Annotated in this window: 18 protein-coding genes; 7 read left to right on the top strand and 11 right to left on the bottom strand. The window is 68.8% G+C overall.

Annotated elements, in window-relative coordinates:
* The first annotated feature begins 18 nt into the window (after nt 1-18).
* Together QRN19_RS12175 and QRN19_RS12180 are read left to right on the top strand one after the other, a co-directional pair.
* Entirely contained in the window at nt 19-1,236 is a 1,218-nt protein-coding gene (locus QRN19_RS12175; RefSeq protein WP_285027225.1) for a sensor histidine kinase, read from the top strand.
* On the top strand, nt 1,233-1,937 hold the full coding sequence (locus QRN19_RS12180) for a response regulator transcription factor (protein ID WP_285027226.1): 705 nt from the start codon (nt 1,233-1,235) through the stop codon (nt 1,935-1,937). The genes QRN19_RS12175 and QRN19_RS12180 overlap by 4 nt, the downstream gene beginning before the upstream one ends.
* A gap of 110 nt (nt 1,938-2,047) precedes the next feature.
* Here QRN19_RS12180 and QRN19_RS12185 read toward each other — a convergent pair whose 3' ends face one another.
* Complete coding sequence (locus tag QRN19_RS12185; RefSeq protein WP_285027227.1) at nt 2,048-4,420, bottom strand: ATP-binding cassette domain-containing protein; 2,373 nt, start codon at nt 4,418-4,420, stop codon at nt 2,048-2,050.
* 167 nt (nt 4,421-4,587) lie between these two features.
* On the opposite strand from QRN19_RS12185, the gene QRN19_RS12190 reads away from it, so the two are divergent.
* Complete coding sequence (locus QRN19_RS12190; RefSeq protein ID WP_285027229.1) at nt 4,588-5,181, top strand: HdeD family acid-resistance protein; 594 nt, start codon at nt 4,588-4,590, stop codon at nt 5,179-5,181.
* Between the two features lie 69 nt (nt 5,182-5,250).
* Here the strand turns inward: QRN19_RS12190 and QRN19_RS12195 are convergent, their stop codons facing one another.
* Entirely contained in the window at nt 5,251-6,015 is a 765-nt protein-coding gene (locus tag QRN19_RS12195) for an SDR family oxidoreductase (protein WP_285027230.1), read from the bottom strand.
* Nucleotides 6,016-6,209: 194 nt separating this feature from the next.
* Between QRN19_RS12195 and QRN19_RS12200 the strand changes: the two genes are divergently transcribed.
* From QRN19_RS12200 to QRN19_RS12215, 4 genes are all read left to right on the top strand, one after another.
* Nucleotides 6,210-6,701: an NfeD family protein gene (locus QRN19_RS12200; protein ID WP_064296968.1), complete on the top strand. Its 492-nt coding sequence runs from the start codon at nt 6,210-6,212 to the stop codon at nt 6,699-6,701.
* Between the two features lie 2 nt (nt 6,702-6,703).
* Entirely contained in the window at nt 6,704-7,723 is a 1,020-nt protein-coding gene (locus tag QRN19_RS12205) for an SPFH domain-containing protein (RefSeq protein WP_285027231.1), read from the top strand.
* A 7-nt stretch (nt 7,724-7,730) separates the two neighbouring features.
* Nucleotides 7,731-8,510, top strand: coding sequence for a glycerophosphodiester phosphodiesterase family protein (locus QRN19_RS12210; protein ID WP_285027232.1), 780 nt, complete (start codon nt 7,731-7,733; stop codon nt 8,508-8,510).
* Nucleotides 8,511-8,637: 127 nt separating this feature from the next.
* Nucleotides 8,638-9,000, top strand: coding sequence for an RNA polymerase-binding protein RbpA (locus QRN19_RS12215; RefSeq protein WP_064296965.1), 363 nt, complete (start codon nt 8,638-8,640; stop codon nt 8,998-9,000).
* Between the two features lie 60 nt (nt 9,001-9,060).
* On the opposite strand, the gene lnt is transcribed toward QRN19_RS12215, so the two are convergent.
* The 9 genes from lnt to QRN19_RS12260 all read right to left on the bottom strand — a co-directional run bounded on the left by lnt (nt 9,061) and on the right by QRN19_RS12260 (nt 19,224).
* Complete coding sequence (gene lnt, locus QRN19_RS12220) at nt 9,061-10,644, bottom strand: apolipoprotein N-acyltransferase (RefSeq protein ID WP_285027233.1); 1,584 nt, start codon at nt 10,642-10,644, stop codon at nt 9,061-9,063.
* The gene (locus tag QRN19_RS12225; RefSeq protein ID WP_285027234.1) at nt 10,641-13,061 is read right to left on the bottom strand and encodes a DEAD/DEAH box helicase; all 2,421 of its coding nucleotides are present in this window, start codon (nt 13,059-13,061) and stop codon (nt 10,641-10,643) included. The genes lnt and QRN19_RS12225 overlap by 4 nt, the downstream gene beginning before the upstream one ends.
* Nucleotides 13,058-13,819 (bottom strand): twin-arginine translocase subunit TatC, encoded by a 762-nt coding sequence (tatC, locus tag QRN19_RS12230; protein WP_071260381.1) that lies wholly within the window; start codon nt 13,817-13,819, stop codon nt 13,058-13,060. Before tatC ends, QRN19_RS12225 begins: the two co-directional genes overlap by 4 nt.
* A 138-nt stretch (nt 13,820-13,957) precedes the next feature.
* Nucleotides 13,958-14,227: a Sec-independent protein translocase subunit TatA gene (gene tatA / locus QRN19_RS12235; RefSeq protein ID WP_285027235.1), complete on the bottom strand. Its 270-nt coding sequence runs from the start codon at nt 14,225-14,227 to the stop codon at nt 13,958-13,960.
* 81 nt (nt 14,228-14,308) lie between these two features.
* Complete coding sequence (locus QRN19_RS12240) at nt 14,309-15,319, bottom strand: helix-turn-helix transcriptional regulator (protein WP_285027237.1); 1,011 nt, start codon at nt 15,317-15,319, stop codon at nt 14,309-14,311.
* The gene (locus tag QRN19_RS12245; RefSeq protein ID WP_285027238.1) at nt 15,312-16,352 is read right to left on the bottom strand and encodes a helix-turn-helix transcriptional regulator; all 1,041 of its coding nucleotides are present in this window, start codon (nt 16,350-16,352) and stop codon (nt 15,312-15,314) included. Before QRN19_RS12245 ends, QRN19_RS12240 begins: the two co-directional genes overlap by 8 nt.
* A gap of 78 nt (nt 16,353-16,430) precedes the next feature.
* Nucleotides 16,431-17,387, bottom strand: a complete 957-nt coding sequence (locus QRN19_RS12250; RefSeq protein ID WP_285027239.1) for an FKBP-type peptidyl-prolyl cis-trans isomerase — start codon at nt 17,385-17,387, stop codon at nt 16,431-16,433.
* Nucleotides 17,388-17,458: 71 nt separating this feature from the next.
* Nucleotides 17,459-18,523, bottom strand: coding sequence for a tRNA (adenine-N1)-methyltransferase (locus QRN19_RS12255; protein WP_285027240.1), 1,065 nt, complete (start codon nt 18,521-18,523; stop codon nt 17,459-17,461).
* Nucleotides 18,520-19,224 (bottom strand): HAD family hydrolase, encoded by a 705-nt coding sequence (locus tag QRN19_RS12260; RefSeq protein ID WP_285027242.1) that lies wholly within the window; start codon nt 19,222-19,224, stop codon nt 18,520-18,522. Before QRN19_RS12260 ends, QRN19_RS12255 begins: the two co-directional genes overlap by 4 nt.
* Nucleotides 19,225-19,259: the final 35 nt, after the last annotated feature.

The following is a 19,259-nucleotide window of genomic DNA, read 5'->3' on the forward strand; positions in this document are numbered from 1 at the left end:
AACGGAGGCGGCAAGGGTATGAGTGCTCATGCAATCCAGCCGGTCGTGGACGCCGCGGAGGTCGACCGTGTCCTCGGCTCACGCGTGCTCCGCTGGTCCAGGGCACACCAGCGTGTGGTCGACGTCCTGGTCGCCGCGACGTGTCTCCTGTTCCAAGCGCTCATGCTCGTCCTGCCAGGTGCGCAACCGCTCTGGCCGGGGTTGCCGTTGGTGATCGTCTCGAGCGTGCTCCTGGTGTGGCGGCGGCGGTATCCGCGGGCGATCCTCGTCGCCGCCGCGCTCGCGAACACGGCTGGTGTGCTCCTGTCCGACCCGGCCGCACCCTCGGCGCTGCCCGCCGCCATCGCGCTGTACTCGGTGGCCGCCATGCTGCCCACCGGAACCGCACTGCTGGGCTACGCGGTCGTCGTGGGTCTTCCCGCGTCGGGGCTGCTCATCCGGTTGCTCACGACGGGGTCGACCCAGGCCCCCTCGTTGCTGGAACCGCTGGCGCTGCTCGCTCTTGCCGCTGGTGTCGCCGCTCGCGGCGTGACGCAGCGCCGAGCTGCCCTCGCGCAACTCGTGAACGAACGACTCACCACGGCTCGGGTGGTGGAGCGGCAGCGGATCGCCGCGGAGATGCACGATGTCGTCGCCCACTCGCTGTCGACGATGATCTCCCTCGCGGACGGGGCGTCCAGCGGCTGGGAGCGGCACCCCGAGCGGTCGGCCCGAGCGCTCGAGCAGGTGGGTGGTGTCGGGCGCAGTGCGCTGAGCGAGATGAGCCGCGTCCTGCAGGTGCTCCGAGCGGGGGATGCGGTGCTGGACCGGCGTCTACACCGGTCGGGACACAACGTCTCCGATGTAGAGGAGATCGTCGAGGTCTTCCGGAGCACCGGCATGCCGGTCACACTCACCCGGTCCGGCGGGGCGATGCCGGAGCAGCCCGCGCTGGTGACGACGGTGTACCGGATCGTCCAGGAGTCGCTCACCAACGTGTTGCGGTACGCCGTCGACCCCACATGGGTCGAGGTCGGCATCGACGTGGCGCCCGACACCGTCGCGGTGTGGATCACCGACGACGGCCGTATCGACACCCACGGTACCCGGGCTCCGAGCCAGGGGAGTGGGCAGGGGCTCCCGGGTGTCGCCGCCCGAGCCGCGGCATACGGCGGCACGAGCGAGGCAGGGCCGTGCGAGGGCGGGGGCTGGTCGACCAGCGCGACGCTCCACATCGATCAGGGGGCAACCGTATGAGCGCGACCAGACCCTCGATCATCAGCGTGCTGGTGGTCGACGACCAGGAACTCGTCCGGACGGGCAGCGCGCTGACCCTCGATTCCGCGCCCGACATCGAGGTCGTGGGGGAGGCGGCGACGGGTGAGGAGGCGATTCGGCGTGTACGGGAACTGCAACCGGACGTCGTCCTCATGGATGTGCGGATGCCCGGCATGGGCGGCGTCGAAGCGACACGGATCATCACCACGATCCAGCCGACCACGCGCGTCCTCATCCTCACCACCTTCGACATCGATGAGTACGCGTTCGGCGGTCTCGACGCCGGCGCCAGTGCCTTCCTATTGAAGAGCACCCCACCAGGGCGGTTGCAGGAGGCCGTTCGAACCATCCATGCCGGTGAAGCCGTCGTCGAACCCAGGATCACCAGGAAACTCATCGAGCACTATGCCTCCGGTGGCCGGCCGCGTGAGCATGGGGGAGCAGGCGGGACGGCTCACCCGCTCGACCCGCTCAGCCCGCGCGAGCTCGACGTGTTCGGATGCATCGTCGCCGGGCTGTCGAATCGTGAGATCTGCGACGCGCTCCACCTCTCGCCGTCGACGGTCAAGACGCACGTCAACCGCATCTTCGCGAAGTTGCACCTCCGCGATCGGGTCCACGCGGTGATCCTGGGGCAGGACCTCCGGAACCGGGCTGCCTGGCACCCCGGATTCAGCTGAGTTGACATAATGTGCATTATCAGCTCTTTTAAGCCCGCCGCGAGCGGGGTTGGATCGGGTCTCGTCGGCCTGCATCACCGACCTGAGGATCGCGACGACGACCGGGCGCGTCAGGAGCCGACGTACCGAGCGAGGTGCTCTCCGGTCAGGGTCGAGCGATCGGCGACGAGCGCTGCGGGCGTGCCGGTGAACACGAGGCGTCCGCCGTCATGACCTGCGCCGGGTCCGAGGTCGACGATCCAGTCCGCATGCGCCATGACCGCCTGATGATGCTCGATGACGAGGACCGACTTGCCGGAGTCCACCAACCGGTCCAGGAGCCCGAGCAGATTCTCTACATCGGCGAGGTGCAGGCCCGTCGTCGGCTCGTCCAGGATGTAGACCTCGCCAGAGTCGGCCATCTGCGTCGCCAGCTTGAGTCGCTGTCGTTCGCCTCCGGACAGCGTCGTCAACGGCTGTCCGAGGCTGAGATAGCCGAGCCCGACGTCGGCGAGTCGCGCCAGGATCACGTGCGCCGCGGGCGTCCGGGCCGGCCCGTCGGCGAAGAAGGCTTCGGCTTCCGTCACCGACATCGCGAGCACCTCGCTGATGTCCCGCTCCCCCAACTGATATTCCAGAACGGAAGCATCGAACCGTCGGCCCTCGCACACCTCGCAGACGGTCGAGACGCTCGCCATGACGCCGAGATCGGTGAAGACGACGCCGGCACCGTTGCAGTTCGGGCAGGCTCCGGCCGAGTTCGAGCTGAACAGCGCCGGCTTGACACCGTTCGCCTTCGCGAACGCCTTGCGGATGGGCTCGAGCAGGCCCGTGTACGTCGCCGGATTGCTGCGACGCGAACCGCGGATCGGGCTCTGGTCGACCGTCACGACACCGGGACGCCCGGCGACCGAGCCATGGATGAGCGAGCTCTTACCCGAGCCGGCGACACCCGTGACGACCACGAGGACGCCGAGCGGCAGGTCGACGTCGATGCCCTGCAGGTTGTGCCGGTCGGCGCCACGGATCTCGATGACACCGGTCGGTCGACGCAGCGCCGGCTTCAGCGTGGCTCGGTCGTCGAAATGGCGTCCGGTGAGCGTGTCGCTCGCCCGGAGGCCGTCCACACTCCCCTGGAACGTCACCTGTCCCCCGCCGGTTCCGGCTCCGGGGCCGAGGTCGACGACGTGGTCGGCGATCGTGATCGTCTCCGGCTTGTGTTCCACGACGAGGACGGTGTTCCCCTTGTCGCGGAGCCGCAGGAGCAGTTCGTTCATCCGCTGGATGTCATGGGGATGCAGCCCGACGGTCGGCTCGTCGAACACGTAGGTCACGTCGGTGAGCGACGACCCCAGATGGCGGATCATCTTCGTCCGCTGCGCCTCCCCACCCGAGAGGGTGCCCGTCGTGCGGTCGAGTGACAGGTATCCGAGCCCGATGGCGACGAAGGAGTCCAGTGTCTCCTGGAGGACCGTCAGAAGCGGGCGCACCGACGGTTCGTCGAGCGCCCGGATCCACGCCGCGAGGTCGCTGATCTGCATCGCGCACAGTTCGGCGATGTTCCGACCGGCGATGCGCGAACTCCGTGCGCCCTCGCTCAGTCGGGTCCCCTCACAAGCCGGGCACGTCGTGAAGGTGACGGCGCGGTCGACGAACGCGCGGATGTGCGGCTGCATCGCCTCTCGGTCCTTCGAGAGGAACGACTTCTGCACCTTCGGGATCAGGCCCTCGTAGGTCATGTTGATGTCGCCGACCTTCACCTTCGTCGGCTCCTTGTGGAGGAAGTCGTGGAGCTCCCGCTCCGTGTAGTCCTGAATGGGCTTGTCGGCGTCGAGGAATCCGGATCCGGTGAAGATCCGTACGCCCCAGCCGTCGGGTGTATAGCCGGGGATCGTGAGCGCGCCCTGGTTGAGCGACTTCGTGGCGTCGTAGAGCTGGGAGCGGTCGATGTCGTTCACCGTGCCCATGCCCTCGCAGCGCGGGCACATGCCACCGGTGATCGAGAAGCTCCGCCGCTCCTTCGTGCTCTGTCCCCCGCGCTCGATGGTCACCGCTCCGGCGCCGCTGATCGAAGCGACGTTGAAGGAGAAGGCCTGCGGAGACCCGATGGACGGGTCTCCGATCCGACTGAAGAGGATGCGCAACATGGTGTTCGCATCGGTCGCGGTGCCCACCGTCGAACGCGAGTTCGCCCCCATCCGCTCCTGGTCGACGATGATCGCCGTGGTGAGTCCCTCGAGCACGTCGACGTCGGGCCGCGCCTGCGACGGCATGAAGCCCTGGACGAACGCGCTGTAGGTCTCGTTGATCATCCGCTGCGACTCGGCAGCGATCGTCCCGAAGACGAGGGAGCTCTTCCCCGAGCCGGACACGCCCGTGAACACGGTGAGGCGGCGCTTCGGGAGGTCGACGTCGACGTCGCGCAGATTGTGCTCGCGGGCACCCCTGACCCGGATGACGTCGTGGCTGTCGGCGGCCTGGGAGTGCATCGGCGTCTCGCTCATGGCGATCAGCGTATCCGTCGTCATCGGGCCGCGTCTCGACTGGATCGGGCCTGGACCCGTGCGACATGGACGGTCATGCTGTGAAACACCTGTGTGAATGCGTCACACTGGTGGAACGCACCCGGTCTGCTCGGGAGCGCCGCACTGTCCACCGTCAGGAGCCGACCATGTCCGAACCGTCCACCACCACCTACACGCTGAACTCCACCAAGCTGACCGCGAGCCAGATCTCCGGTGTCCGATGGGCCTTCGCCGTCGGTGGGATCCTCACGATCCTCCTGGGCGTCTTCCTGTTGGTCGCGCCGAAGGCCTCGCTGGTCGCCGTCGCGTGGATCTTCGCCATCTACTTCCTCATCGCCGGGATCGCCCGCATCACGCGTGGCGTCGTCGCCCGTGAGCACGGCGGACTCTGGCGGGTCCTCACGATCGTGTTCGGTGTGCTGCTGCTGGCCGCCGGCGTCTACATCTTCATCGATCCGCTGCTCGGCATCGGCGCACTCGTCTTCGTGATCGGTGTCTCCTGGATCGTCGAGGGCGTGGCCTCGCTGTTCGACTCGGCACCGGACGTGTCGCGGTGGATCACCATCCTCTACGGCGTCATCAGCGTCGTCGCCGGCGTGTTCGTCCTCGCGAACCCGCTGCTCGCCGCCGTGACCCTCCTGCTCGTCACCGCGTTCTTCCTCATCGCGGCCGGCGTCGTCGAGATCATCCAGGCGATCACCTTCGGCAAGCAGGTGAAGCGGGCCGGTCTCGCCGGCTGACCCGGCTGGCAGGACGACGAACGCCCGGCCCCTCGAGGGACCGGGCGTTCGTCGTGTCAGGATCGTCGACTACTCGGCGATGAAGTCGCTCGTGTCCCCCACGTAGCGGGTGTGGTCCTCGGGGATCGGGTCCACGGCGGCCGAGGCGACCTCGGCCGCGAACTCGCCCACGTTGTAGAGACGACCGGCCGACTCCTTGCGGGAGCTGATCGCACCGGGGTTGGCGCGCTCGAGGAGGGTCGCGGTGATGGTCCCCTCGATCATGTCGCCTGAGACGACCACGAACTCGACACCGGCCGCGTCGAACTGGTCCTGCTTGGCGCGGAGCGCATCCTCGCCCGCGCGCTTGGAGGTCGCGACCGGCACGTACTCGGGCATCGTCGGCGTCGTCCGGATGAAGTGCGCCTGGTGGCTCGTGACGAACACGATCCGCGAGCCGGCGTGGAGCAAGGGGAGGGCGTGTTCGACGACGCTCACCTGTGCGTCCCGGTTGAGCTGCATGGCGTAGTCCTCGGCCATGCCGCTCTCCATCCCTCCGGAAGCGTTCAGCACCAGGACATCGAGGTCGCCGAGCTCGGCCTTCGTCGTCGCGAACATGGCGGCGACCGAGGTGGGGTCGGTGAGGTCGGCCCCGACCACCAGGGCCTGCACACCGAGGGCTCGCACCTCGTCAGCGAGCTTGACGGCGCGAGCCTCCTTGTTCCGGTAGTTGATCACGACGTTGGCGCCGGCGCCGGCGAAGTACCGGATGGTGTCGGCGCCGATGCCGCGGGACGAGCCCGTCACGAGGACGTTCTTCCCGGAGAGTGATCCGGCGGCCAGGGGGTTCGTCACGTGAGGGCTCCTTCAGATCTGGGGCCGCTCATCGGCGGCTGGTTCCAGCCAACGACCTTACCAACAACCGGCAGACGGATCCGGTTCGGTGGTCCGCCCAGCTGATAGCGTTGAACCCGACCGGCGCACCGTCTCGCGCTCCCCCGGACTGCGAGGCGGCAGACGCGAGAGCCGATCCGGGAGGAATCCGCACCATGGACGTCATCACCGAGTACGCCTGGATCGCCTGGTTGGTCCTGATCCTCGTGTTCGTCATCATCGAGATCCTGTCGCTCGAGTTCACCTTCCTCATGCTCGCGCTCGGCGGCACCGTCGGGCTGCTCTCCGGCCTCCTCGGCGCTCCGTGGTGGCTCCAGCTGCTCATCGCAGCCGCTGCCGCCCTCCTGCTCCTGTTGGCCGTCAGGCCGCCGCTGCTCCGAGCGCTGCAACGCGGCGCGGACCCGGCGAAGAGCAACGTCGACGCGCTCCTCGGCATGCCGGGGCTCGTGCTCTCGACGGTGACCCCGCACGGTGGCCAGGTGAAGCTCGGCAACGGCGAGGTCTGGACCGCCAGGACCCCGCACGACTCCCCCGCGTCGTCCCTCGAGCCCGGCACGCGCATCGTCCTGTCCGTCGTCGACGGTGCCACCGCCGTCGTCGTCCCCGTCCCAACCCACCCGGCACCGCTGGGCGAGCAGAAGGAGTAGTCGTGAACGACATCTCATCAGGAGCGATCATCGGCTGGGTGATCGCGGCCATCGTCGTCACCTTCGTGCTGGTGGTGCTGTTCCGATCCATCCGCATCATCCCGCAGGCGAGCGCCGGCGTGGTCGAGCGGCTCGGCAAGTACCACAAGACCCTCTTGCCGGGTCTGAACCTGCTCATCCCCTTCATCGACCGGTTGCGGCCGCTCATCGATCTGCGCGAGACCGTCGTCTCCTTCCCGCCGCAGCCGGTGATCACCGAGGACAACCTCGTCGTCTCGATCGACACGGTCGTCTACTTCCAGGTGACTGACGCCCGAGCCGCGACGTACGAGATCGCGAACTACCTGGGAGCCGTCGAGCAGCTGACCACGACGACGCTCCGAAACGTCGTCGGTGGGTTGAACCTCGAGGAGGCGTTGACGAGCCGCGACGAGATCAACAGCAAGCTCCGCATCGTGCTCGACGAGGCGACCGGCAAGTGGGGTATCCGCGTCGGACGCGTCGAGCTCAAGGCGATCGACCCGCCGCTCTCCATCCAGGACTCCATGGAGAAGCAGATGCGGGCCGAGCGCGACCGTCGAGCCCTCATCCTCACCGCTGAGGGAACCAAGCAGTCGGCCATCCTGACGGCCGAGGGTGCGCGGCAGGCCGAGATCCTCCGCGCCGAGGGTGATGCCCAGGCAGCCGTGCTCCGTGCTCAGGGTGAGGCGTCCGCCATCCAGACGGTGTTCAAGGCCATCCACGACGGCGACCCCGACGAGAAGCTCCTGGGCTACCAGTACCTGCAGATGCTCCCGAAGCTCGCGGAAGGCCAGGCGAACAAGCTCTGGGTCATCCCGAGCGAACTGACCGAGGCGCTCAAGGGCATCGGCTCCGCCTTCGGGCCGGGGAACACCCGCGACCCTGCGGCCACGGCACGGGCGGCGGCCGCAGCTGCGCAGGCGCCCTCCTTCACCACCGCGCCGGCCTCGTCGCCCCAGATGCCACCGGCGCCGACGACCCCCGTCCAGCCCGAGGGCTGAGCACGCGGTGACGACAGCGGTCCTCCCTTACTTCCGTCCGGCCCGCCCTCGGGTCCTCGCCCATCGAGGGCTGGCCGGGCCGGGGGTTCCCGAGAACACGCTGTCGTCCTTCCGCCGTGCACTGGCTGCCGGCGCCGAGTACGTCGAGACCGACGCGCACTGCACGCGCGACGGACACGCCGTCCTCTTCCACGACGCGTCCCTGCGCCGCATCACGGGCGATCCGAGACCGATCGCCGACCTCGAACTCGCGGAACTCCAGCGGATCGACCTCGGCGGCGATCGTATCCCGACGTTGTCGGAGGCGCTGGCGGCGTTCCCCGCGGCACGCTTCAACCTCGACATCAAGGCGGCGGCCGCGGCTGCACCGGCGGCTGCCGCGATCATCGGTGCCGGTGCCGCCGATCGGGTGCTCGTCACCTCATTCGACGAGGGCAGACGTTCCACGATCGTGCGGGCCGTGGGGCTGGAGGCGGGTGTCGACTCCGTGGCCTCATCCGCGTCGGCCCGGATCCTGCTCCGCGTGCTCCCCGCAGCCGCCCTCGGTCTCCGCGGCGCACTCCGCCGGTCGCTCGCCGGTGTCCAGGCGCTCCAGGTACCCGAACGGTTCCGCGGCGTACCCGTCGTGACGAAGCGCCTCCTCGCACAGACGCATGCGCTGGGCGTCGAGGTTCACGTGTGGACGGTCAACGACCCCGCCGACATGCGACGCCTGTTGGATCTCGGCGTCGACGGCCTCGTCACCGACCGTTGTGACCTCGCGCTCGAGCTGGTCCGCTCGCGCTGACGCGTCGGCTCCCCGTACCTGACGCGTCCGCAGCTGGGCAGGAGCTGAGAGCCGGATGGGTGAACGGAACAGTTTACCCAGCTTGTGGGTTTATAACTGTGGATGCCGAGCGAGAGGAGACCACACAATGGCAGATCGCAGTTTGCGCGGAATGCGCCTGGGCGCCCAGAGTCTACAAACGGAAGAGGGCGTCATATTCTCGGCGCGGAGCAACCACATCTACCGGTGTCAGAGTTGCGAGCGCGAGACCACCATGACCTTCGCCGCGGATGCGGAAGTCCCTGAACTGTGGGAATGCCGGCACTGCGGTGCTGAAGCTGTCCTCCTCGTCGACTCCAAGCCCGTCGTCGTCGACCGCGGTGACGTGAAGACCCCCCGCAGCCACTGGGACATGCTGCTCGAGCGTCGCTCGCGTGACGAGCTCGAGGAGCTGCTCGAAGAGCGGCTCTCATATCTGCGCGCCCGTCGCGGCCAGCAGAAGAGCGCGTGACACCGAGCCCCTGACAGGCCTCCCCTCGATCGGCTGATCCGGTATCGGATCAGCCGATCGTCATGTCCGGGGGCGGATCGAGACGCGCCGGGGTCTGGCGGCGAACCCGGCGAGGACCAGCGAGGCGAGTCCCATGCCACCGATGAACAGCTCGAGCTGGTGACCGAAGGCCATCGACGGCGTGACCGTGTCCGCCAGCGGCACCTCGGAGACCATCGATCCGGGGCGGAAGGCCGGGATGCTGTCGATCGTCGAGCCGTCTGGACCGATGATCTGACTGGTCCCCACGGTCGAGATGTTCACGACCGATCGTGCTGACTCGATCGCCCGGAGCCGGGCGATTGCGAGCTGCTGTTGATTCTCGTCCGTCTGCCCGAAGTCCGCGTTGTTCGTCTGGGCGAACACGATCCGTGCGCCACCCGCCACCGCGTCGCGGGTGAGCTGATCGTCGGCGATGTCGAAGCAGATGCTGATCCCTGCGAGCACGCCGTCGATGTCGAAGACGTTGTCCTTCGTACCCGGGGTGTACTCGCGTTGGATGAGGCCGATGAGGTCGGGCGCGAACGGCTCCCAGAACTTCCGGTCGGGGACGTATTCGCCGAACGGGACCGGGTGCTTCTTGTCGTAGACGTCGCGGACGCCGTCCGAGGCGTCCCAGAGGAGTGACGAGTTGTAGTAGCGGTCGCCGCGTTGGGAGATCGCACCGACGACGAACGGTGCGTCCATGCGACGGCTCAACGCGTCGAGGGCTGCCGCCGATTGGGGAACCCGTTGCGGGTCGAGGTCTGCGCTGCCCTCCGGCCAGACCACCACGTCGACATCCGCGTCGAGCACCTGCAGCGTCTCGTCGATCTGGGTCTGCATGACCGTGCCGGGTGCTGCGGCGTCGAAGTAGCCGGCGGGGCCGTCGCCCTGGATGGCAGCCACCCGCATGCTCCCGGTCGTCGCCGTCGGCCAGGCGGGCACGACGAGCACCGCGATGACCGCGAGGACCGCGGTCCCGACCCGGCTGACCGTCGGGAGCTCCGCGGTCGCGGCAAGCTGCAGGGCGAGTGCCACGAGCAGCACCATGAGGAACGACAGCCCCGAGAACCCGACCCAGGCGACGAGCGGTGCGAACGGGCTCTCCGACTGGCTGAGCGCCATCCTCGCCCACGGGAATCCGCCGTACGGCCAGGTGCTCACGAGCGTCTCGCGCGCGGTCCACAGGGCGGCGACGACCGCGGCGGTCAACCAGACCCGTCCACCGATCCCGGGGAAGGCGCGCGGTACCCAGCGGTACGCCAGGGTGATGAGTACGGCTCCGAGCGCGAAGAAGATGGCCTCGAGCGTCGACAGTGCCGCCCACGGGACGGGACCCAGGTAGGCGGTCGCCCACTCGATGTGGATCAGGTAGAACGACTCCCCCGCCAGGAAGCCGACGAGGAGCGCACCGCCGACGCTGCGCCCCATGAGGGTGAGGAGGACGAGGGCGATGCCGACGAACGTGAGCGGCCAGACACCGCGGTCCGGGAAGCCGGCGTCGAGGACCGGGCCGGCGGCGATGGCCACGACAGCCGCGAGCCAGAGCGGGAGCGGCGGACGACGGTCGACCAGCGCGTCGATCGGTCGGAGCCGGTCGCTCCGACGGTGCAGGGACCTCACAGCGAGCTGTACGCGACGATGCCGCGTCGGATCGAATCCAGCGCCTCGCGCGAATGACGGCCCACCGGTCCGTCGACGACGCGGAGTTGATCGAGCAGGTCGATGGTCTGCTTGCACCACCGCACGAAGTCTCCGGCGGCGAGTTCCGCCACGATGAGCACCGTGTCGAGGTTCGCACCCTTGGCCCACTGGTGCATCGCGAGGGAGAGGCCGGTCGAGATCGGGTTGCTCCCCGGGAGGCGGTGCTCCCGTTCGCTGTCGTCGAGCCGACTCCAGAGGTCCTGCGTCCGTTCGAGCGCGGAGCGGAACGGGCCGCGGGGCAGGAAGCGCTCCGGGGTGTTCTGCTCCTCACGCCGTGGTTCGTAGACGATCGCGGCGGCCATCGCCGCGAGGGATGCGGCATCGAGGTCGTTCCACGCACCGGTGCGCAGGCATTCCGCCACGAGGAGGTCCCGCTCTCCGTAGATGCGCTTCAAGGTGCGTCCTGGAGCCGCGACGACGACCGCCCCGTGCTCGTCGCGTGCCAGGTACTCGTACTCGAGCAGGACGTCCACGACCCGGTCGAACACGCGCGCGACCGCTCCGGTCCGCGTCTGGATCTGCTGCCGCAGCTGGTCGGTCTGCTTCTTCAGCTTGAACCATCGTTCCGCCCAACGAGCGTGGTCCTCGCGGTGCGGGCAGACGTGGCAGGCGTGGGCCCGCATCCGCTTGCGGAGTTCGGCGAGCTTGCGTTGGCGACGGTCCTTCGACGCGCGCGAACCGTTCGGTTCGCCCTTGCGTTCGAGGTCCGTGAGTTCACGCCGGATGCCGGCGTACTCGATGAAGTTCCCGAGGTGGCACGACATGGACTTCTCGTAGCCGGCGAGCGATGACTCCTGCTCGCGCACTTTCCGAGCGATCCCGACGACGGCCCGGTCGGCCTGGAACTGTGCGAACGACGACTCGAGGATCTGACGCGTGCGTTGACGGCCGAACTGGTCGATCAGGTTGACCGCCATGTTGTAGGTCGGGCGGAAGCTGGAGTTGAGCGGGTAGGTGCGACGGGAGGCGAGTGAGGCGACGGACTGGGGGTGCAGCCCCTCGGTCCACTGGATCACGGCGTGGCCCTCGACGTCGATGCCGCGGCGTCCGGCCCGCCCGGTGATCTGGGTGTACTCCCCCGGGGTGATCGGGACTCGTGCCTCTCCGTTGAACTTCTCGAGCTTCTCGAGGACGACCGTCCTGGCCGGCATGTTGATGCCGAGCGCGAGGGTCTCGGTCGCGAAGACGACCTTCACGAGCTTCCGCCGGAAGAGCTCTTCGACGACCTCCTTGAACGCCGGAAGCAGACCGGCGTGGTGAGCGGCGACGCCACGCTCCAGGCCGTCGAGCCACTCCCAGTAGCCCAGGACGGCGAGGTCCTCGTCGAGCAGGGTCCGGCAGTGCTCGTCGACGATCTGGCGGATCTCGTCGCGTTCGTGCGCCTCGGTCAGCCTGATGCCCGAGCGCAGGACCTGCTTGACCGCCTGATCGCACCCGACGCGGCTGAACACGAAGAAGATGGCCGGGAGCAGGTGGTGGTCGTCGAGCATCTGGACGAAATGGCCGCGGTCGAGTTTCTCCGCGCGGTGCGGGGCTCGCCGCTGGTTGTAGCGGCTGATGTCCTTGTATTGACGGCTGTTCGGCGCACGGCCGCCGAACTGGGCCATCCGGACGAGCTCCGGATTGACCTGGTGGGTGTCGGCGAGGCTCGGCGCGGCGAACAGGTCGATGAGTTTGTTCCGCATCAGCACGTGCTGGGTGAGGGGCACTGGGCGCTCTTCGGACACGATCACGGCTGTGTCGCCGCGGACGGCCTGCAGCCAGTCACCGAACTCCTCGGCGTTCGACACGGTCGCGCTCAGCGACACCATCCGGACGGCCTGCGGGAGGTGGATGATGACCTCCTCCCACACCGCACCGCGGAACCGGTCCGCCAGATAGTGCACCTCGTCCATGATGACGAAGGCGAGATCGATCAGGGCGTCGGAGTCCGCGTACAGCATGTTGCGGAGGACCTCGGTCGTCATGACGACGATGCGGGCGTTGCCGTTCACGTTCGTGTCGCCCGTGAGCAGGCCGACGTGCTCGGACCCGTACTCAGCGGTGAGCTCCTGGAACTTCTGGTTGCTGAGCGCCTTCATCGGCGTGGTGTAGAAGACCTTGCCGCGGTCGCCGTGCATGGCGAGGGCGATCGCGAACTCGGCGACGATGGTCTTGCCGGCCCCCGTCGGTGCGGCGACGAGAACGCTGCTGCCGTTCTCGATCCGCTCGCACGCCTCGAGTTGGAACGCGTCGAGGTCGAAACGTTGCCTCGCGCGGAACTCCTGAAGCCTCGGTGTCGCGTTCCGGACCGCTGCTGCCCGATACCGCTCGGCAGGCGACGCGGTGTCGCTCATGCGAGCCCCGCGCTACCGAGTTCGGCGTCGATGCGTCGCTGCCGCTTGGCCGCACTGCGGTCGTGCAGGACGGCGACACCGTAGGCCGCGAAGTACAACAGGACCATCGGGATCGCCAGGACGAACATCGACACGATGTCGGCGGCGGGCGTGGCGATGGCCGTGAAGAGCACGATGACGAGGATCGCGACCCGCCACGCCTTGATGATCGCCGCTGCGGAGAGCACGCCGACGAAGTTCAACAGCACGAGGAACACGGGCAGGACGAAGGCGACACCGACCGCGAGCACCAGTTTGAGGACGAAGTCGTAATAGGTGGTGGCGTCGAGGAAGTTGGCCGCAGCCGTCGGGGTGAAGCCGAGCATGAGCTCGACGATGTGCGGCAACACGAACCAACCCGCGTAGCAGCCCGCGAGGAACAGCGGCACGGCGGTCGCGAAGAACCCGATCGCGTACTTCAGTTCCTTGCGCGTCAGGCCGGGCACGAGGAACGCCCAGATCTGGTAGAGCCACACCGGGCTGGACAGGACGACGCCGGCGGTGAGGGCGATCTTCATCCGCAGGTCGAACGCGCTCGTGACGTTGGTGAAGTTCAGGAACGCCTGCCCGCGATCGTCGGCGATGACGAGGATGGGAGCGCTCATCGCCTCGATGATCCATTCGGAGGCGATGAAGCCCGCGACCATACCGACGATGATGCCGATGGCGGAGTAGAACAACCGCTTCCGCAACTCGACGAGGTGCTCGCCGAGGGACATCCGCCCTTCGCGGTTCTGCTTCTTGGTGCGCTTCTCGGTCAGGGCCACGGCGACATCGTCCGTTCCTGAGCAGCGTGTTCGAGGCGCACTCGTCGGGGGCCAGGTGCTGGCGTCATCGGGCTCGGGTGGTCCTCAGGGTTACGGCTTGACCGGCGGGTCGGTCGGCTTCTGCGGGGCCGTCGCGGCCGGAGTCTGGTCGGCTGGTGCCGCACTCGCGGGCGGAACCGTGCCCGTCGCGTCGGTCGAGGCAGGCTCGTCGTCGCGCATGCTCTTGACCTCGCTCTTGAAGATCCGCATCGACTGACCGACGCTGCGGGCGAGACCCGGGAGCTTCGGTGCTCCGAACAGCAGCAGGACGATGAGGAGGATGATGACGAGGTGCCACCCGGTGAATGCGTTGCCGAACATAGTCTTCGTTCCTGATCTTCGAGGTCGAGGTCCACTCACTCTACCCTGCATCTCCCGCTCGACCGCCTGGAGTCTCGCGAGTCAGCTCCCCGATGTCGTGCGGTACTGGGCGAGACCGGCGGCCGCCCAATCGGCGACCGCGTCGCGCGCGTCCGCCGGGCCGAGCACGGTGATGAGCCCGGGGTGCGCGGCGACCAGTCGTTTGAGGCCGTGATGGTGCGCGAGGCGCAGGGTCGCCGTCACCTCGGCATCGGTGTCCTCGCGAGCTGCGGAGCCGCCTGGCGCGCTGTCGACGGCGACCACGTAGTCGTCGATGAGCGGGAGGACCGAGCGTCGGACGAGCACGGTGACGCTGCGGTCGGAGTCGCTCGGCTCGAACAACGCGGTCGGGACGACGACGTCCGCTTCGCGGAACACGACCTCGGCGTCGGTCTCCCGCAGCTCGGTCATCCGATCGAGACGGAAGCGACGCGTCGCCTCGCGCAGGTGGCACCACCCGTAGAGGTACCAGTCCTGGTCCTGGGACTCGAGACGCAGCGGGTCCACCAGCCTCGCCTCGGTCGCCCCGCTCGCGTCGACGTAGTCGAACGCGACGCTGTGGCCGGCGGCCAGAGCCGACCGGATGATGCCGACCGCGTGCGCGGAGTAGGACTCGGTGACCGCGAGCTGGCCCGGTGCCGACGACGCACCACGGGCGAGTTTCGCCATCACGCCGCCGATGACGTCGCTGTCGACGAATTCGGGAAGGCGCTGCAGGGACTGTAGGCCGGCGATGAGGGCGGAGGCCTCGCGGGCCGAGAAGCGAGGACTGTCGTCGAGGGCGACCCGGTGGGTGAGGACGATCTCGTCGTCCTCCTCGAAGCTGCCCCAGTCGATGTCGAAGAGGTCGCCGGCGAGGTACTGCCGGGTGTCGCCCGGCACGCCGGACACCGTCAACAGCTCGACCGCTTCACGGATCTGGCGCGGCGACAGGCCGAAGTGCCGCGCGGCCTCGTCGACCGTGACCCGCTCGCGGTCGATGAGGTAGGGCACGAGGGAAAGGAGGAAGATCAGCTTGTCCTGGGCGCGGGGCGCCGCCGGTCGCTTAGCCACGAGCGGTCTCCTCGGGGTGGGGTGCGTCGTCGGTCGCGCGGTGGCGGGCGACGACCAGCTCGAGTCTGGACGCCACGGCCTCGATGAGCGCCGGAGGGTCGAGGACGACGACCTCGGGGCCGAACCCGGCGAGCTCGTCGGCGAGTATGTGGTGGTCGAGGTACGGGATGGTGAGTTCCGTGCGCTCGGTGTCGCTGACGCCGTAGCGGTTGCCGAGGCGGGCTGCGGCGTCGGTCCCGGGCCGCACACGGACGAGGGCGCGCTGCGACGAGGACACACGGCGCAGGCCGTCGATCGCATCGGCGGCGTGGTCGCGGTCGTCGGCGGGGAACGACTCCCCCGTCGGCTTGACCGGACCGACGATCCGCGACAGGAGGAACGTCCGGGGTTCGTCCACCGTCCGGTCGGTGGCGTAGAGGTGCCAACGACCTTCGTGCTGGACGAGCGCCAGCGGCGCGACGGTGCGGACGCGTGGCCGCGCCTCGCCGGGCTTCAAGTAGGGGAAGGCGACCACGGACCGACGTTCGAGCGCCGCGTCGAGCGGTTCGAACGAGGCCTCCCGGGTGCGGAGTCGCGGCGCGTATCCGATGATCGGTTCGTCGGGCTCGATGCCGAGCGACCGCAACTTCGTCATCGCGCGCTGCGACTGGCCGGAGAGCGACCCCTCGCGCCAGACGGTGGCGGCGAGCGACAGCAGCGACAGCTCCGCCGGGGTGAACCGGACGTCGGTGGGGAGTTCGTAGGCGCCCTTCGGGATCCGATAGCGCATCGACTGGTTGTTGCCGGGTTCCCCCGGCTGCTCGATCGTCTCGAGCGGGACGCCGAGTTCGCGGATGTTGTCCTTGTCGCGCTCGAACTGTCGCTCGAGGCTGGCGTTGCCGCCGCCACTCGAATACTGCTGGCGGTACCCCTGGACGGTCGACAGGATCTCGTTCTTCGTCAGGCCGGTCTGCGTGGCGAGGAGGGCGAGCACGAGGCTGAAGAGTCGCTCCTCCACCGGGACCGGCTTCGGGGACTCGCGGGCTGAGGACACCGGTCCAGTCTACCGACGGACGGCCCGTCCCCCACCCGCGACGCGGGCGTGGGACGGGCCGTCTCCAACGCGTGTCGGTTACTGCGTCGCGTGCTGGGTGCCGAGCACGTCGATGACGAACACGAGCGTCGCGCCGGCCGGGACGCTACCCGAGCCCTGCTCGCCGTAGCCGTCCTTCGGTGCCACCACGAGGACGATCTGTGACCCGACCTGCTGACCGACGACCGCGTCGTTGAAGGCCTTGATCATCTGACCGCCGTCGGCCTGGAAGACGAGGGGCTGGCCCTTCTCCCAACTGCTGTCGAAGACGCTCTTCTGATCCCACAGCACACCGGTGTAGTTGACGATGACCTGGTCGCCGGCCTTGACGGTGGCGCCGTCGCCGGCACGGGACAGGGTGTGCTTGGTCTCGGTCGGGGCGGGGGCAGCCGGGATGGTGATGCCCGGCTGGCCGCTCGGAGCGGTGACGACCGAGGGGAACCCCGACGGGATCGGGCGCTCGGCGCCGTCGGCCTTGGCCAGCGCGGCACCCTGGATGTCGGCGACGAGGATGATCGCGTCGTCCTTCTTGATGCCGTTCGCCTCGCTGCCACCGCTCGGACCGAAGGCGTCCTCGGGCGAGATCGCGGCGACGACTCGGGATCCGACCGTCGTGCAGGCGAACGTCTTCGCGAAGCCGGGGAGGCTTCCGGACAGGGCGATGAGGGTGCTCGCGGGCCCGTTGAAGTCCGTCTGCTGCAGGACGTCGCCCGTGCGTCCGTTGAGGAGCATCAGGTTGAGGTTGACGGTGCCGTCGGCCGAGACCTGCTGACCGTCGCCCTGGATGACGACCTGGCGCTCCGTCGTCTTCGTGTACAGCGGCTTCGGGAGCTCGACCTTCGGGGTGGCCCCGAAGTCACCCGACACGCTGATGAGCTTCGTCGCGTCACCGGCGGACGCCGCGGTGTCGCAGGAGGCCGAGCCCGGCGCGGTGCACCCGGTGAGGGAGACGAGCAGGAGGCCTGCTGCGGCGATGAGAGCTGGTGCAGTGCGCACGGATCCTCGTTTCGGTGGTACGGGTGGGACGGCAGGTCGCCGTCGCACAGTTTAGTCGACGCGAACCGGGGTCAACGATCGTCGCCGAGCGGCGGCTCAGCGGCGGACGGTTCGATCGACCCGTCGGCCCCCGCGCTGTCGCCGTCGAGGCCCCGCGCACGGGAGAGGTCGGCGCTCGCCCCGGCGCTCCTGGCGCGCTTCCGCAAGATCTTCGCGCTCGCGGAGCGTTCCCCGAGGGCGCCCGGCGTCCACAGCTCGACGTCCTCAGCGCTGAAGTCGCTCTTCGAGGCGCGTCGCTTGAGCTCGGGCAGGACCGTGCCGGGCGCGAGCTTCCGAGCGGTGATGAGGAAGCCCGTGTGCCCGATCATCCGGTGGTCCGGTCGCACGGCGAGCCCCTCGACGTGCCACCCGCGCATCATCGTCTCGTTCGACTGCGGGTTCGTGAAGCCGCCCGTCCCTCGGATCGCCTCGGCGACCCGGGACAGCTGGGTGACGGTGGCGACATAGCAGAGGATCACGCCGCCGGGCTTCAGCGCCTCCCAGGCGACGTCGAGGCACTCCCACGGTGCGAGCATGTCGAGCACAACGCGGTCGACGGATTCGGCGGGCATCGTGTCGGGCAGGGTCTCCTGGAGGTCGCCGACCGTGACCGACCAGTTCTGCGGGTCGTAGCCGAAGAAGGTCGCGACGTTGCCTCGCGCGACGTCGGCGAACTCGTCCCGACGCTCGAAGGAGGCCAACCTGCCCGACGGTCCGATGGCCCGGAGGAGCCAGAGGGAGAGCGCGCCGGAACCGACACCGGCCTCGACGACCGTCGCGCCGGGGAAGATGTCCGCCTGGCCGATGATCTCAGCCGCGTCCTTCGGGTAGATGATGGCGGCGCCGCGAGGCATCGACATCACGAAGTCGACCAGCAGCGGCCGCAGCGCGAGGTGCTCGATGCCCTCGGTGTTGGCGACGACGCTGCCGTCCGGCAGGCCGATGATCGTGGTGTGCTCGATCATCCCGCGGTGCGTGTGGAAGACCTTGCCGGCCTCCAGCGTGATGGTGTTCTTCCGCCCCTTCGGTCCGGTCAGCTGCACGCGGTCGCCCTCGCGGAAGGGGCCGCTGTTCGCCGGCTGGTGGTTCGCGCTCATCGCTGTGCTGCCTCTGTCTCGGGGTGGTGGGTGGGGCCGCTCGCGGTCGAGCGCAGCTCGGCGAGGTCGGCGACGGAGCGCCCGGCGAGGGTGTCCCAGGTGGTGTGGCGCGGGCCCTCGGGGATCGGCACGATGTGCGGGACCGACACGGCGATGGTCCCCGCCGCGAGGGCGGACGCGAGACCGGTGGCGGAGTCCTCGATCGCGATGCACTCGCGCGGGTCGACGCCGAGTGCCTCCGCGGCCCTGAGGTAGGGGTCCGGGTGCGGCTTTGGCCGCTCGACCTCGTCGCCCGCGACGATGAGGTCGAACGCGTCGAACGGGATGCCGCTGGCGATGTCCTCGGCCATGGACCGGATGGACATGGTGACGAGCGCGGTCGGCACGCCGGCCTCCCGGAGCTCGCGAAGCAGTTCCTGGGCGCCCGGACGGAACGGGACGCCGCGTTCCTGGATGAGGCGCCGGACGTGGTCCGTGAGGTGGGCGACGATGGTGTCCGCGTCCAGCGTGACGCCGCGGCCCTGGAGCACGGCGGCGGAGTCCCAGAGCCCGTTCCCGACGAGCAGGAGGCCGTCCTCATGGGTCCAGGTGCCACCGTGGGCCGCGACCAGCTCGGTCTCGGCCTCCATCCAGTAGGGCTCGGTGTCGACGACGGTGCCGTCCATGTCCCAGAGGACTGCGGCAGGGAGGAGAGTGGTCACGGGGTGCCATGCTACCGGGTGGTGAAGCGCCTATC

It is taken from the genome of Plantibacter sp. ME-Dv--P-122b, from assembly GCF_030209375.1.
Classification (GTDB): Bacteria; Actinomycetota; Actinomycetes; order Actinomycetales; family Microbacteriaceae; genus Plantibacter.

What these genes read in the sequence shown, in the direction of transcription:
- QRN19_RS12225 (WP_285027234.1), bottom strand. Translation starts at nt 13,061, where the DNA reads ATGAGCGACACCGCGTCGCCTGCCGAGCGGTATCGGGCAGCAGCGGTC.
- tatA (WP_285027235.1), bottom strand. Translation starts at nt 14,227, where the DNA reads ATGTTCGGCAACGCATTCACCGGGTGGCACCTCGTCATCATCCTCCTC.
- tatC (WP_071260381.1), bottom strand. Translation starts at nt 13,819, where the DNA reads ATGTCCCTCGGCGAGCACCTCGTCGAGTTGCGGAAGCGGTTGTTCTAC.
- QRN19_RS12190 (WP_285027229.1), top strand. Translation starts at nt 4,588, where the DNA reads ATGTCCGAACCGTCCACCACCACCTACACGCTGAACTCCACCAAGCTG.
- QRN19_RS12175 (WP_285027225.1), top strand. Translation starts at nt 19, where the DNA reads ATGAGTGCTCATGCAATCCAGCCGGTCGTGGACGCCGCGGAGGTCGAC.
- QRN19_RS12200 (WP_064296968.1), top strand. Translation starts at nt 6,210, where the DNA reads ATGGACGTCATCACCGAGTACGCCTGGATCGCCTGGTTGGTCCTGATC.
- QRN19_RS12180 (WP_285027226.1), top strand. Translation starts at nt 1,233, where the DNA reads ATGAGCGCGACCAGACCCTCGATCATCAGCGTGCTGGTGGTCGACGAC.
- QRN19_RS12185 (WP_285027227.1), bottom strand. Translation starts at nt 4,420, where the DNA reads ATGAGCGAGACGCCGATGCACTCCCAGGCCGCCGACAGCCACGACGTC.
- QRN19_RS12215 (WP_064296965.1), top strand. Translation starts at nt 8,638, where the DNA reads ATGGCAGATCGCAGTTTGCGCGGAATGCGCCTGGGCGCCCAGAGTCTA.
- QRN19_RS12255 (WP_285027240.1), bottom strand. Translation starts at nt 18,523, where the DNA reads ATGAGCGCGAACCACCAGCCGGCGAACAGCGGCCCCTTCCGCGAGGGC.